General features: G+C 71.3%; 16 protein-coding genes. 9 read left to right on the top strand and 7 right to left on the bottom strand.

The genetic code is table 11. The features are described from left to right. Nucleotides 1–80: 80 nt before the first annotated feature. From ACIBQ1_RS59770 to ACIBQ1_RS59760, 3 genes are read right to left on the bottom strand one after another with little or no spacing between them, the layout of a single operon-like run. Nucleotides 81–551 carry a hypothetical protein gene (locus tag ACIBQ1_RS59770; protein ID WP_397292302.1) on the bottom strand — a complete coding sequence of 157 codons (471 nt, stop codon included), beginning with the start codon at nucleotides 549–551 and terminating at the stop codon, nucleotides 81–83. Next, nucleotides 548–931: a hypothetical protein gene (locus ACIBQ1_RS59765; RefSeq protein WP_397292301.1), complete on the bottom strand. Its 384-nt coding sequence runs from the start codon at nucleotides 929–931 to the stop codon at nucleotides 548–550. Before ACIBQ1_RS59765 ends, ACIBQ1_RS59770 begins: the two co-directional genes overlap by 4 nt. Next, a complete protein-coding gene (locus ACIBQ1_RS59760) occupies nucleotides 928–1,218 on the bottom strand; it encodes a DUF6225 family protein (RefSeq protein ID WP_397292300.1) in 291 nt (96 codons plus the stop codon). The genes ACIBQ1_RS59765 and ACIBQ1_RS59760 overlap by 4 nt, the downstream gene beginning before the upstream one ends. A gap of 97 nt (nucleotides 1,219–1,315) precedes the next feature. Between ACIBQ1_RS59760 and ACIBQ1_RS59755 the strand changes: the two genes are divergently transcribed. The 4 genes from ACIBQ1_RS59755 to ACIBQ1_RS59740 are packed head-to-tail and all read left to right on the top strand — an operon-like array spanning nucleotide 1,316 to nucleotide 3,222. Further along, nucleotides 1,316–1,981, top strand: coding sequence for a hypothetical protein (locus ACIBQ1_RS59755; protein ID WP_397292308.1), 666 nt, complete (start codon nucleotides 1,316–1,318; stop codon nucleotides 1,979–1,981). 40 nt (nucleotides 1,982–2,021) lie between these two features. After that, nucleotides 2,022–2,300 carry an SDR family NAD(P)-dependent oxidoreductase gene (locus tag ACIBQ1_RS59750; protein WP_397292307.1) on the top strand — a complete coding sequence of 93 codons (279 nt, stop codon included), beginning with the start codon at nucleotides 2,022–2,024 and terminating at the stop codon, nucleotides 2,298–2,300. Further along, on the top strand, nucleotides 2,212–2,496 hold the full coding sequence (locus ACIBQ1_RS59745) for an SDR family NAD(P)-dependent oxidoreductase (RefSeq protein WP_397292306.1): 285 nt from the start codon (nucleotides 2,212–2,214) through the stop codon (nucleotides 2,494–2,496). Before ACIBQ1_RS59750 ends, ACIBQ1_RS59745 begins: the two co-directional genes overlap by 89 nt. Nucleotides 2,497–2,547: 51 nt before the next feature. Beyond that, nucleotides 2,548–3,222, top strand: coding sequence for a hypothetical protein (locus ACIBQ1_RS59740; RefSeq protein WP_397292299.1), 675 nt, complete (start codon nucleotides 2,548–2,550; stop codon nucleotides 3,220–3,222). A 121-nt stretch (nucleotides 3,223–3,343) separates the two neighbouring features. Here ACIBQ1_RS59740 and ACIBQ1_RS59735 read toward each other — a convergent pair whose 3' ends face one another. Next, entirely contained in the window at nucleotides 3,344–4,102 is a 759-nt protein-coding gene (locus ACIBQ1_RS59735) for an SDR family NAD(P)-dependent oxidoreductase (RefSeq protein ID WP_397292297.1), read from the bottom strand. Nucleotides 4,103–4,165: 63 nt separating this feature from the next. Here ACIBQ1_RS59735 and ACIBQ1_RS59730 point away from each other — a divergent pair, with 63 nt between their 5' ends. From ACIBQ1_RS59730 to ACIBQ1_RS59720, 3 genes are all read left to right on the top strand, one after another. Next, entirely contained in the window at nucleotides 4,166–4,627 is a 462-nt protein-coding gene (locus tag ACIBQ1_RS59730; protein WP_397292296.1) for a MarR family winged helix-turn-helix transcriptional regulator, read from the top strand. 184 nt (nucleotides 4,628–4,811) lie between these two features. Further along, on the top strand, nucleotides 4,812–5,750 hold the full coding sequence (locus ACIBQ1_RS59725) for a hypothetical protein (protein ID WP_397292295.1): 939 nt from the start codon (nucleotides 4,812–4,814) through the stop codon (nucleotides 5,748–5,750). A gap of 351 nt (nucleotides 5,751–6,101) precedes the next feature. Continuing rightward, the gene (locus ACIBQ1_RS59720) at nucleotides 6,102–7,520 is read left to right on the top strand and encodes an amidase (protein WP_397292293.1); all 1,419 of its coding nucleotides are present in this window, start codon (nucleotides 6,102–6,104) and stop codon (nucleotides 7,518–7,520) included. Between the two features lie 299 nt (nucleotides 7,521–7,819). Here ACIBQ1_RS59720 and ACIBQ1_RS59715 read toward each other — a convergent pair whose 3' ends face one another. Both ACIBQ1_RS59715 and ACIBQ1_RS59710 read right to left on the bottom strand, forming a co-directional pair. Further along, nucleotides 7,820–8,125, bottom strand: coding sequence for an ArsR/SmtB family transcription factor (locus tag ACIBQ1_RS59715; protein WP_397292292.1), 306 nt, complete (start codon nucleotides 8,123–8,125; stop codon nucleotides 7,820–7,822). After that, complete coding sequence (locus tag ACIBQ1_RS59710) at nucleotides 8,053–8,316, bottom strand: hypothetical protein (protein ID WP_397292291.1); 264 nt, start codon at nucleotides 8,314–8,316, stop codon at nucleotides 8,053–8,055. The genes ACIBQ1_RS59715 and ACIBQ1_RS59710 overlap by 73 nt, the downstream gene beginning before the upstream one ends. 321 nt (nucleotides 8,317–8,637) lie before the next feature. Here ACIBQ1_RS59710 and ACIBQ1_RS59705 point away from each other — a divergent pair, with 321 nt between their 5' ends. Continuing rightward, nucleotides 8,638–9,786 (top strand): MFS transporter, encoded by a 1,149-nt coding sequence (locus tag ACIBQ1_RS59705; protein ID WP_397292289.1) that lies wholly within the window; start codon nucleotides 8,638–8,640, stop codon nucleotides 9,784–9,786. Nucleotides 9,787–9,927: 141 nt separating this feature from the next. On the opposite strand, the gene ACIBQ1_RS59700 is transcribed toward ACIBQ1_RS59705, so the two are convergent. Further along, on the bottom strand, nucleotides 9,928–10,530 hold the full coding sequence (locus ACIBQ1_RS59700; RefSeq protein WP_397292288.1) for a TetR/AcrR family transcriptional regulator: 603 nt from the start codon (nucleotides 10,528–10,530) through the stop codon (nucleotides 9,928–9,930). Between the two features lie 82 nt (nucleotides 10,531–10,612). On the opposite strand from ACIBQ1_RS59700, the gene ACIBQ1_RS59695 reads away from it, so the two are divergent. Continuing rightward, entirely contained in the window at nucleotides 10,613–11,611 is a 999-nt protein-coding gene (locus ACIBQ1_RS59695) for an SDR family NAD(P)-dependent oxidoreductase (RefSeq protein ID WP_397292287.1), read from the top strand. The last annotated feature ends 325 nt before the right edge of the window (nucleotides 11,612–11,936 follow it).

The following is an 11,936-nucleotide window of genomic DNA, read 5'->3' as shown; positions in this document are numbered from 1 at the left end:
GGAACCCGCTCGACCGGACCCGCACCAGCCACCTTGCCCGCCTCGAACTGGCAGAACTCGCTCTCGCGGCCTGAGACGAGTTAACCAGCAGGGTCCAGCACGAGGTTGCCGACGTCGAGGCCAAGGATTGCGGCGGAGCGGGCCGCGCTCTCATACAGCAGCCCAAACAGGGCCTTTTCCCGGAGCGGTAGGTCGCGGCGCTGCCACAGGGCCTCGATCAGGTGCCGGTCGATGACCTTCGTGGCGTCGGTGTTCTCCCGGCGCCGCTCGACCAGCGCGGCCAGGTCAGTCATGCTCCACCGCGCGGAGCGGTGGCGGTTCCAGGTGCGGGGGGCCGCGTTCCCCCACGCCGCGGTGAACACCACCGCCGTCTTCTCGACCGTCAGATCGGTCAGCAGCACGCCGTCGCCGAGCCCCGTGCGCAGGCGGGTCAGTGTCCGGCGGTAGGAGCGCAGGGTGCCGGCGTCCAGGTCCCGGCGGTTCAGGAACGCGGTGGCGGCCTCGGCCAGCGTCGGGTCACCGGTGAGCGGCAGGATCTGGGCCATCGTCACGGGGACCCGAAGTCCTCGGCGTCGCGGAGGATGAACTCCGCGTCCGCCAGCGCGTTCATCGCCGCGGCGGTCAGCGGCGCCTGCGCATACAACGCGGCCTCCAGGCGGTGGTGGGCTTGGACGTCCATCCGCTCGTGCGTGGCGTCCTCGGCGCCGTCCAGATCGCAGACGAGCTCGGGGTCGGCCTCGCCGAGCAGGAGCCAGAGCCGGCAGGCCTGCACGATGACCGGCCCGTCGTGGTTGAGGGCCGCCGCCAGGTCAGGAGCCGGCATCCAGACGGTGCGCTGGTGGTCGGCCAGCACGCAGGTCAGCAGCGCGATGTCGGCCGGATTGACGGTCACCGTCTCGGCCGCGGCGGCTGCGGACAGGAAGCTGTTCACCGGGACCGCCGGTCGAGCCGGCGGGGCCGGATGTGCAGGACATCGGTGGTGTGCCAGGCGCACTCCAGGGCGAACAGCGGGTCGCGCTCCAGGCCGTACCCATCGCCCCAGCCGATCCGCCCGTGCCCGGCATCCACGATGATCTCGTCGTCGGCCACGCCCTCCTCGTCGGTGGCCACGTGAACCACGACCGGATCGTCGTCGGCCAGGTGCGCGATGGCCGCCCGGAGCTGTCCTGCCGTCCAGGCGCGTCGGCCCTCGGCGTCGGTGACGGTCTCCCAGGGCACCGGGCAGCAGCCCTACCGGCTCGCGCAGCCACTCGCCTCGACCGACATCGATCAGGCCGTCCAGGCAGCCACCACCCCGGCGGCCCGGCTCGCCCTCATGCTCGCCGCCGTCCACGCCGCGATCCGCGCCCTGCTGCGGCAGGACGTCGACCTGGGCAACCGACGGCTCATCATCGCCGGACGCCCCCGACCGATCGACGACTTCACCCATCAGATCCTGCTCGAATGGCTGGAATACCGCCGCACCCGCTGGCCCAGCACCGCCAACCCGCACCTGCTCATCAACCAGATGAGTGCCCACGGAACGGGCCCAGTGAGCATCATCAACTTCGCCAAGACCCGACTGCGCGGACAGGCCGCGACCCTCGAACGCCTGCGCGTCGACCGGCAACTCGAAGAAGCCCTCACGCACGACCCCGACCCCCTCCATCTCGCCGCGGTCTCGCGCCATCGGCGTCAACACGATGCCGCCGATGGTGTGGACGAACCCCTACCTCATCTGGGGCGGGAACGAGGAGGGCTGCGAGTTCGTCTCCGGTCGCGGCAACTTCGGCAACCTCCTGGGCAACGAGAACGCCGAGAAGCCGATCGTGGTCAGCGGCTTCACCTCGCCAGGCCACGCGCTCATGACGAACGAGCGGGGCCGGCTCGACCTGTCGAAGCGTCTCGCCCGGTACGCCGTCCGCCCCACGTGGCCGCGCCTGTTCGCCTCGCTTTCGCCTTCGCCGCGACGCGCACGCGTTCCCGCCGCGCCGGCTCCTGACATCCCTTCGGCGGCCATCCGCGCCGGGACAGGACATCCTATGGGTCACAAGATCGCCCTGGTCACCGGGGCCTCCTCGGGCATCGGCGAGAGCACCGCCCGCCGCCTCCACGACGCAGGCTTCGCCGTCCACGGCGCCGCTCGCCGCGTCGACCGGACGGCGGCGCCGGCGTGCGCACCGTCGCCCTCGACGTCACGACGAGTCCTCGGCCGAGAAGGCCGTCGCCGGCATCCTCGCGGCGCAGGGCCGGATCGACGTCCTGGTGAACGACGCCGGATACGGCTCGTACGGCGCTCCCAAGCACGTCCCGATGTCTGAGGCCCGCTCCCAGATCGAGGTCAACCCCTTCGGCTCCGCACACCTCACCCGGGCCGTGCTGCCGGCCATGCGGACCCAGCACAGCGGCACCATCATCGACATCAGCTCCCTGGGCGGACGGGATGTTCGAGCAGGTCAGGGCGGGTGGATCCGCCCAACGTCCGGGGCGCCCCGCTTGGGACCGCTATGCACTTGAGTAGGGGGCTACTCATGACGATCCGGCAGTCGGGATCACACGCTTGATTCCATGAATCGTAATTCCACTGTCAGCGGGCTGCTGATCGCGATCCTGTCCTTCAGCTTCCTCACCGGGTGCGAGTTCCAGGGTGATCAGGCCAGCGCCGATCAGCCGTCCCAGGCGCAATCCAAGGACCCGCCACCAGCGAAAAAGGGCTTCTGCCCCGAAGCCGGGCCGATCACCCGCTCACTGCTCCCCTCGCCCGAGGGCGTTGAGCGGATCGCCACGAACCCCTGCCTCGGCGTGAACGGCTTCCTCGGCCTCGTGCTCGACGCCATCCCGGAACAGGAGATGGCCGACAAGGCGGAGTTGCGCAAGTTCCGCACGGGGCTGACGACCTTCACCAAGCAGGTCGTCCTGGTGGCGGATGCCGTGGACTGCGCGTACGAGAACGATCACCTGGCGGTCTCGGTCTACCAAGATCCCGAGTACGGCTGGTCGCTGGGTGTCGTGGCCGTGGTGCGAGGCGACGTGGAGGCATTGGCGGAGGATGCGATCTGCCTGCTGGCCAAGCAGGTGCCCTTCATCCCGGACTTCGGCGTGCGGGCGGAGGGTCCGCCGACAGCCACGTTCTGCGCCGACACCGTGCTCCGGGAGGCCCAGGGCTACCGGTTCAGGGTCGTATGGCTGGCCAGCTCCGACAGGATGTGCCGCAGCCTCTCAGGCAGCATCAAGGACGCCTAGCTCCGGTCGGTCTCCGCGCCCGCCAGACACGGGGGTCGAGGAACCCAGAAAGAGCCGTCGGCGCCAGGACCTCGGTGACCTTGGCGATGGCCTCGGACGTCAGCCTCCCTGTCCCCTGGCCCTAGCGGGTGAGGTGGCGTCCACCTGCGACGGAGAGGACCTCCCCGTTGACGTGCCCGTTCGCCGCCGAACCGAGATAGGCGACAGTGGAGGCGACGTCCTGGGGAGTGCAGATGCGGCGGGTCGGCGTCTTGGCCGCTTCGGCGTCGATGACCTCCTGCCCGAATCCCGGATAAGTCAGTGCCCGTTCGGTCAGAGTGAAGCCCGGTCTGACCACGTTGGTGAGGATGCCGTACTGGGCCTCGCGGGAAGCGAGGACCCTTGCGGCCGTCTCCAGCGCCCCCTTGGCGGCGGGGTAGGCCGCCGCGGCCGGCATCGGCTGGCTGACGACGTCCGATGAGATCACAACCACGCGTCCCCATCCTGCTGCCCTCATGCCGGGCAGGGCGGCGTCGATCACGGACAGCGTCCCGGTCACGTTGGTGGTGAGACTGTCGGTCAGGGTCTCCCATGTCTCGGGCGTTCGGATCGGCCAGCTCACGGCGTTGGCGATCAGAACCGCGATATCGCCGAGTTCGCGCTCCACCTGCCGAACGGCCGTCTGTATCGATTCCTGGTCCCGCTGGTCGATCCGGACCGCGATCGCCGCTCCGCCCGTCCCGCTGATCGAGTCAACGAGGCCGTGGACTCGTTCTTCGCTGCCGTGCCAGGCCGCGGCGACCAGGGCGCCCTCTTGCGCCAATGCCGTGGCGATCGCGCCGCCGATGTCACCCGACGCTCCTGTGACCAGCGCGACCCGTCCATTCAGACCGAGGTTCATTGCTCCTCCATCTACATAGTCGGCTATCTAATAGCCGACTATACATATAGTAGAGTGAGGGTCGTGGACGCAAGTGAGGCGATGCGCGCCAATCGGGCGCTGAACAAGATGAGCAAGCTCTACCGCGCCGCCAAGTCGCGCAAACTCGCGGCGCTGGGCCTGCACCCCGGCCAGGACGTGCTGCTGTGGGTGTTGGCGCAGGAGCCCGACGGCATGACGGTGTCCCAGTTGGCCGCCCGGCTCGGTGTCGAGCAGCCGACCGCCACCCGCAGTCTCGCCCGCCTGGAGACCGGCGGTTGGTTCCGGCGCGAGCCGGTCGCCGTCGATCGCCGTCAAGTACGCGTCGTGGTCACCGACGCCGGCCACAAGCTGGTGCCGGAAATCGAACGGGCCTGGGCGGAACTCGCCGATCAGGCGTTGGGCGAGGTGGGCGAGGAGCAGCGCGAGGTCGTGCTGAACGCCCTGGAACAGGCCAACGACACGCTACGCGCATTCGTCGGGGAAACCGTTCTGGCCGAGGAATGACCACAACGCCGCCGAGACGACGCGGATCGAGCCCTGGTCACCGAACGGCGCTGGGCACATCGATGCGGTGCGCGGCCCGAGCTCTGCCAGATAACCCGGCCCCCGAATGACCCGGCGCGGTTCAAGGTCCCGACTGCAACCGCTTGGCTGGAACGTCTGGGGTTGTTCGTTCGTCATCTGAAGCGTGACGAGCTCTTCAGATCTCGACGAGCGGCTGCGCGCGGCGGCCGCCCGAACGCACCGGGCCGACCACCTGCGGCGCCGGCACGCGGCCACCGCGGAGCAGCTCCAGCAGGCCCACGACACCCTGTCCGGCCTGGAGAAGGACCTGTCCAAGGAGGAGGCCGACGTCACCCGCCTGGAAGGCGGGCTGAGCGCTTTCCTGGCCCGCCTGGTGAGCCGGCGCGAGGAGCTGCTGGACCGCGAGCGGGCCGAGGCCGCCGCCGCCAGGCAGCGGCTCGACGGCCACCGGGCCCGGCTGGCCCAGATCGAGGCGGACGCGCGGGCGATCGAGGCCGAGCTGGCGGGGCTCGCGACGGCCTCGCAGGAGTACGAGAAGCTGCTGGCCGAGAAGGAGCGGCAGCTCCTCGCCCGCGGTGATGCCCGCGCCAGCGAGCTGACGGGCCTCGGCGCCGCCCTCGAGCGCGTCTCGGCGGAGCTGCGCGAGCACACGGAGGCGTACCAGGCGGGTCAGGCCGCGCTGCAGGCGCTGGCCCAGGTGCTCGGCCACCTCGGCTCGGCCAAGGGCGCCTCCACCTGGGATCTCTTGGGCGGCGGCCTGATCGCCGACGCCGTCGAGCACAACCGGCTGCGCTCCGCCGACGAGGCCGCCTGGCACGCCCAGCGGGCTCTGGACGTCTTCTCCCGCGAACTCGCCGACGTCGGCGTCTCCGCGAGCGCCCGCCTGCCCAAGGTGGACACGCGGTGGTTCGTCGACACGTTCTTCGACAACATCATCACCGATCTGATGAAGCATCAGCGCATCGAGAACACCCGCGCCGAGGTCGAGCGGACGGCCCGATGGATCCAGGGCATGGGGACGCACCTGCGGCACCGCGACGCCGAGCTGTCCAGAGAACGAGCACGCCTGCTGGCCAGGCGGGAGGAGCTGCTGCGCGGTTGAGGCGTCCGAGCGGCGCTTGCAAGCCCGCCGACCTCACAGTCCGGCGGAGAGCTCGACCTCGGCGCGGTGCACGCCGAACGGCTGTTCCCGCCGTACTCGACGACGCCGACCGGTAGGCGGGTTCGGCCCGCTCGGGGGTGAGCACGACCGTCCCGGCCATCGGGTCGAACGAGGTAGGGGCAGGCGAACAACGCTTCGAGACGTCTCATCGAGCGTGACCCGCAAAAGGAGTCCACGATCTGGACCGGGGTCTCGACATCCGGGCGGCTGACACAGGCCGTGAACACAAGACTGCAATTTTGTGACGATGCCCCCTAGATTCCTCGGCACGGCAAACGAAGAAGGGGCGCAATGTCGGAAATATGGGAGATGTCTGCCTGGGAGCTGGCGCGGCAGATCCAGGCTCGTACGGTGTCGAGCCGCGAGGTGGTCGAGGCGCATCTGCGGCGGATCGCCGAGGTCAACCCCCGGGTGAACGCGGTCACCGTCGTCCTGGCCGAGCAGGCGCTGCAGGCGGCGGACAAGGCCGACCGGGCCTTGGGCTCGGGCACGCCGGTCGGCCCGCTGTGCGGGGTCCCGGTGACCGTGAAGGAGAACATCGACGTCGCCGGATCGGCCACAACACTGGGCATCGTCCCGCTGCGCGGCGCGGTCGCCGCCGCGGACGCGCCGCACATCGCCGAGCTACGCGCGGCCGGGGCCATCCCGATCGGGCGGACCAACATGCCGGAGTTCGGCATGCGCTGGCACACCGACAACGAGCTGCACGGCGCCACCCGTAACCCGTGGTCGGCCGCGCACACGCCCGGCGGCTCCAGCGGCGGCGACGCCGTGGCCGTGGCGACCGGCATGGCGGCGCTGGGGCTGGGCAACGACGGGGGCGGCTCGCTACGCTGGCCCGCCCAGTGCTGCGGCGTCGCCGCGTTGAAGCCGTCGCTGGGGCGCGTGGCCCAGGTCGGCCTGCCGGCCGGGGCGGGCGGTCCGCCGCAGCCGACGCCGTTCGGGTTCCAGCTGCTGGCCGTGCACGGGCCGATCGCCCGGAGCGTACGGGACCTGCGCCTGGCCTTCACCCACATGTGCGCGGACCACGGCGGGGACCCCTGGCACGCGCCGGTGCCCCTGCACGGTCCCCCGGTTCCCGCACCCGTGCGGGTCTGGCTCGCCACCGACCCGGACGGCCCCGATCTGGACCCCGGCGTCGCGGCCGCCCTGCGCCAGGCGGCGGAGCGGCTCTCCGACGCGGGGTACGTCGTGACGGAGGGCCGGGCCCCGGCCCTGGTGCGAGCCGGAGAGATCTACACCCAGCTCTTGTCCGCCTACGGCCGGGTGCACGAAGTGCAGCCGCCGGTCGAGTCGGTGGCCTCTGAGGGGTTCGTCCGTTTCTGGGCGGAGTACGAGCCGCACTGGAACCGGGCGGCCGGCCAGGCGGCCTTCGACCCCATGATGGAACGCGCCGCGATCACGCGTGCCTGGATGGCGTGGATGAGCCAGGCTCCGCTCGTCCTCGCGCCGATCTGCACCGACCCGGCCTTCGCCGTGGGATCCGACCTCGACGCCGGCCGGCTCGCTCGGTGGCCGGCGTCCCTGCGCATGGCGTGGACCGTCAACCTCCTGGGGCTTCCAGCGGTGGCCGTCCCCACTGGTGTGGCCGAGGGGCTGCCTCAGGGCGTCCAGATCATCGGGCCGCGCTTCCGCGAGGACCTGTGCCTGGACGCCGCCGAGGCGATCGAGGCCCGCACCCCTCCGCTGACCCCGATCGCCCCGCGCTAGCCGCCGGGAGAACTTGTCGGCCACGACGCCGCCCTCCGCCGAATCGGCAGCCGCCTGGTCGGAGTCTCGCACGACTGCCTCAAACCAGCACCACTCACGACCGGGCAACCGTACGGTCGCACCGCCAACACGACTTCGCGGCTTGACGTTCAGCCTCCAGGGATGTCTGACCCGTCCCGTGCCCGCGGTCGACCCCGCGGGGGGCCGCTGCATCGAGTTCGCGCGGACGTCTGCCGCGCCGACCGCGCGTCGTTCACGGTGGAGGCACGGATCCCGGTGCCGGTCGAGGAACCCGTGCGCTATGCCTGCTCAGCTTCCCGGTCGAGACGGGCGTTGATCAGGGCGTCGCCGAGAGGCGTGCGGGCGTACAGGACACTGCGGCCGGTGCGGGTGCCGGCGATCAGGCCCGTACGGCGCAGCGCCGCCACGTGTTCGCCCGTGGTGCCCAGGCTCTGTCCGAGCAGCGCGGCAAGCTGCGTGGTCGTGGCGGGTTCGGCGAGCTCGGCGAGGATGCGTGCCCGGCTGCGCCCGATCAGCCGTAGGCCGCCAGCCGGCCCGCGCGCTGCGCGACGTCCCGCTGCAGGATCGCCCGCAGGCGCGGCCACTCGTGGGACAGGATCTCGGTCCAGAGCGCCTCGTAGGCGTCGGCGAGCCGCTCGACCACGTGCGGGCCCAGCAGGAGGTCCCGGACCGGGCCGGTGACGGACGGGCGCCCAGCCAGCGCCCCGGCGATCTCCGCGTGGGCCTGCGCCGGCGGCGTCGCCCGCACGGCGGCCAGTTCGTCCTCGAAGAGCACGCCGTCGCCGTCGGCGGCGGGGCGATGAAGTCGACGTTCGCTTTGCCCCTGTTGCCGCTGATCAGCGCGACGGCCCGCAGGGCGAGGTGCTCGCGCTCCAGCATCCGGTACGTCGCGCGCCACCGGGCGACCCACGGCCCGTGCACGCCCGCCTCCGCGCGGCCCGCCTGCACCCACTGCGCGTGCATGACCTCGACCAGCGGGGAGATCGCGAACCTGCTGCTCACCAGGTCTTGCGGGGTGACCTCGATCGTCCTGAGCACCTTTCGGTTATATCCGAAAATATCGCGCGATAGTGGGCGGGTCCGCAGCATCGGATGCGTGAAGAGCGCGACGTTCGGCGAGGTGTTCGCCGTCAGGGAGTTCCGGGTGCTGTTCGGCAGCTTCGTGCTGCTGATCGGCGGGGACGTGGTCAAGATGCTGGCTCTGTCCGTGCTGGTGTACGAGCGGACCGGCTCTCCCGGGCTGTCGGCCGCGGCGTACATGGCCGGGTGGCTGCCGTTCATCCTGGGCGGGCTGTTCCTGCTGTCGCTGGCCGATCGGGTGCCGCCGCGGGCGTTGATGATCGCGGGTGAGCTGGTCAGGGCGGTGACATGCCTGGTGCTGGCGTACGCGGGGCTGCCAGTGTGGGGGCTGCTGGCGCTCGTGCTGGTCACCGGGCTGTTCTCGCCGGTGTTCTTCGCGGCACGGGCGGCGATGTTGCCCGAGGTGCTGCCAGGGGACGCGTTCGTGCTGGGGCGGTCGGTGCTCAACGTGGCCTCGGCGAGCGCGCAGATCGTGGGGCTGGCGGCCGCGGGCGCGTTCCTCGGCTTCGCCGGGCCGTCCGGGGCGCTGGCCGTCACGGCGGTGCTGTCGCTCGCGGCCGTGGTGGTGCTGCGAGTGGGGCTGCCGCACCGGCCCGCACGGGGTGCGGACCAGGTGGCTCGGGGCAGTGCGGTACGGGAGACGCTCCGCGTGAACCGGCGACTGGTGGCCGACAGGCGGGTGCGCGGTTTGCTGCTGGCCGGCTGGCTGCCGTGCGTGTGCCTGGCCGGGGCCGAGGCCATGGTGGTGCCCTACCTGGGCGGGCAGGGGCGGGCCGGGGTGGTGCTGGCGGCGGCCGCCGGCGGGGCTGGCGTACCAGCTGGGACTGCAGCGGCGGTTCGTGGACGCGGTGCCCGAGGACGTGCGCGGACAGGCGTTCGGGCTGCAGTCGGCCGGGCCGATGACCGGGCAGGCGGCGGGCGCCGCTCTGATCGGCGTGCTGGGCGAGGCGATCGGGCCAGGCCCGGCGATGGCGGTTGCGGGCGGCGGGGGCATCCTGGTGGCGCTGGCCCTGGCCGGCGTGCTGCGCCCGTCGCCCGCACCTCAACCGGTGGCATGGTTCTCCAGGGCGAGCTCGACCTGCCGGGCCGCGTGGTCGTGGTCCCGGCCGCATGGGGGCGATCAGCGCACCCGGTTCGGCGAGGTGGTCCTCGATGTCGCGGCTGACGGCCAGGGCCTGGTTCACGAGACCCCGCGCCTCGTCGTGCCGGCCGAGGGCGCTCAGGAGATCGGCGAGCGCGTGGGGAACGCCTGGGCACGGGTGAGGTGGTCGTACGCGGGGCCGAGGCGGTCACGGGCGTGACGGGGTCAGGTGACGGATCGCGCCACCAGGGCCATCGCCTGTCGCATGGCGTCGCGTACCTCGTCGGGTCCGTCGCCGCGCTGCAGCGCGGTCAGCGCGGATGCGCTGACCGCGCCCACCATCGCGCCGACCAGGGCGGAGGCTGTGATCGTGTCGAGCCTGTCGGGGAATGCCCGCTGCAGCGCCTGGGCCAGTTCGGCCTGCGCGGCGAGGTATCGCTGCAGCAGCCGGGCCTGCAGCGCCGGCACCGAGGCCGCCAGCCGTGCCCGAAGTGCCGCGAGCCCGCTGGGGAGGTCGCTGTCCCAGGTGTTGACGATCATCTGGTCCATCGCCCGTACCAACAGCTCGGGCAGCCGGTCCTCGGCGCGGCGCTCGGCGATCGCCTGCAGCGCCAGGTCGACGCGCACGTCGGCATTGGCCAGGAGCACATCCTCCTTGGCCTGGAAGTGGAGGAAGAAGGTGCGGGGGGACACCTCCGCGGCGTCGGCGATCTCGGCCACGGTCACGTGGTCGTAGCCCTTGTCCTCGAACAGACGCACCGCCGCCTCGATCAGTGCCTGCCGGGTGCGCTGCTTCTTTCGCTCTCGCAGTCCGTACTTCTCCACCACGCAGGCCAGTTTATTGCATCTTCCGAATTGATGCATACTGTGAATCACTACATAGACTGCAGTCAGTGAAGGGAGATCATTCATGGGAGGTCTGGACGGACGCGTCGTCCTCATCACCGGAGCCGGGCGCGGCATCGGGCGGGAGGAGGCGTTGTTCTTCGCCGCCGAAGGCGCCAAGGTCGTCGTCAACGACTCCGGCGTCGCCATCGACGGCACGGGCGGCGACGCCGGCGTGGCCGCGAAGGTCGTCGAGGAGATCACTGCCCGCGGCGGACAGGCTGTGGCCAACGCCGACAGCGTCACCGACTGGGACGGTGCCTGCCGCATGGTGGAGACGGCCCTGGAGTCCTTCGGCGACCTGCATGTAGTGGTCAACAACGCGACCATCGAACGGAACATGGGCCTGGCCGACCTGCCGGAGGAGGACTTCGACGACGTCGTGGCCGTCAAGCTGAAGGGCACCTTCGCGGTGACGCACTGGGCGGCCCGCCACTGGCGCGACCGGTATGAGGCAGGAGTTCACGCCGACCGCGCCGTGGTCAACACCTCCTCCGGCTCCGGGCTACTCAACCCGCTGCCCGCGCAGGTCTCTTATGCGGCAGGCAACGCCGGGGTCGCGGCGCTGACCATCGTGGCCGCCCTTGAACTCGGCCGGTACGGCGTGCGGGTCAACTGCATCTCGCCCTCAATGGCCCGTACCCGCCTCACTCTCGCCGTTCCCGGCATGAGCGGGGAACCGCCGGCGGGCCGGTTCGACCCACTGCACCCGGCCGCCTGCGCGCCTGTTGCCGCCTACCTGGCGGGTGCGGCCTGCCCGCTCACCGGCCAGGTGCTGTCGGTACGGGGCGGAACGGTCGCGGTCAACCATGGCTGGTCTCCCGGCGGCCACATCCACAAGGACGGGCCGTGGAGCGTGGAGGAACTGGCCGAGAAGGTGAAGGAGCTGATGATGGACGACCCGTTCGACAAGCTCGCCCAGGCCCTGACCGGCGCACTCGGCGCCGTCGGACGCGACCGGCTTCAGGAGATGATCAACGCCCTGCTGGACCAGGGAGTCCACTCCGACAACGCTCCCGCCTGAAGCGACGGCACGCGGTCCGGGCACGGACGGCGCTCGACCTCAACGGTCACGAGACCTCAGATGACACCCGTCGCCGATGAGCCTGCAAGAAGGACACACGGCGGGCCACCGCCGCCGCGACTGTGACACGACCATGACACAGCGCGAACGAGACGGGGACGCGGCCGGCCGACAGTGGACGGGGTTGGCCGGCGGGCGAGTCACCGAGCGTGCCGCGTAACGATCCGGCCGCCCGCGTCGGGACCACGCTGTACGGCCCGGGTGGCCCCGGCACCACGGCGTCGCCCTTATCGAGCAGGGCGAGACGAACCGGCCGGAGCTGCTG

It is taken from the genome of Nonomuraea sp. NPDC050153 (genome assembly GCF_044460125.1).
In the GTDB taxonomy this organism is placed as follows: domain Bacteria; phylum Actinomycetota; class Actinomycetes; order Streptosporangiales; family Streptosporangiaceae; genus Nonomuraea.
This window is presented reverse-complemented; position numbering and strand designations above follow the sequence as displayed.

Coding starts and splice junctions, on each gene's coding strand:
- ACIBQ1_RS59755 (WP_397292308.1), top strand. CDS start 1,316: ATGCTCGCCGCCGTCCACGCCGCGATCCGCGCCCTGCTGCGGCAGGAC.
- ACIBQ1_RS59750 (WP_397292307.1), top strand. CDS start 2,022: ATGGGTCACAAGATCGCCCTGGTCACCGGGGCCTCCTCGGGCATCGGC.
- ACIBQ1_RS59740 (WP_397292299.1), top strand. CDS start 2,548: ATGAATCGTAATTCCACTGTCAGCGGGCTGCTGATCGCGATCCTGTCC.
- ACIBQ1_RS59735 (WP_397292297.1), bottom strand. CDS start 4,102: ATGAACCTCGGTCTGAATGGACGGGTCGCGCTGGTCACAGGAGCGTCG.
- ACIBQ1_RS59720 (WP_397292293.1), top strand. CDS start 6,102: ATGTCGGAAATATGGGAGATGTCTGCCTGGGAGCTGGCGCGGCAGATC.
- ACIBQ1_RS59695 (WP_397292287.1), top strand. CDS start 10,613: ATGGGAGGTCTGGACGGACGCGTCGTCCTCATCACCGGAGCCGGGCGC.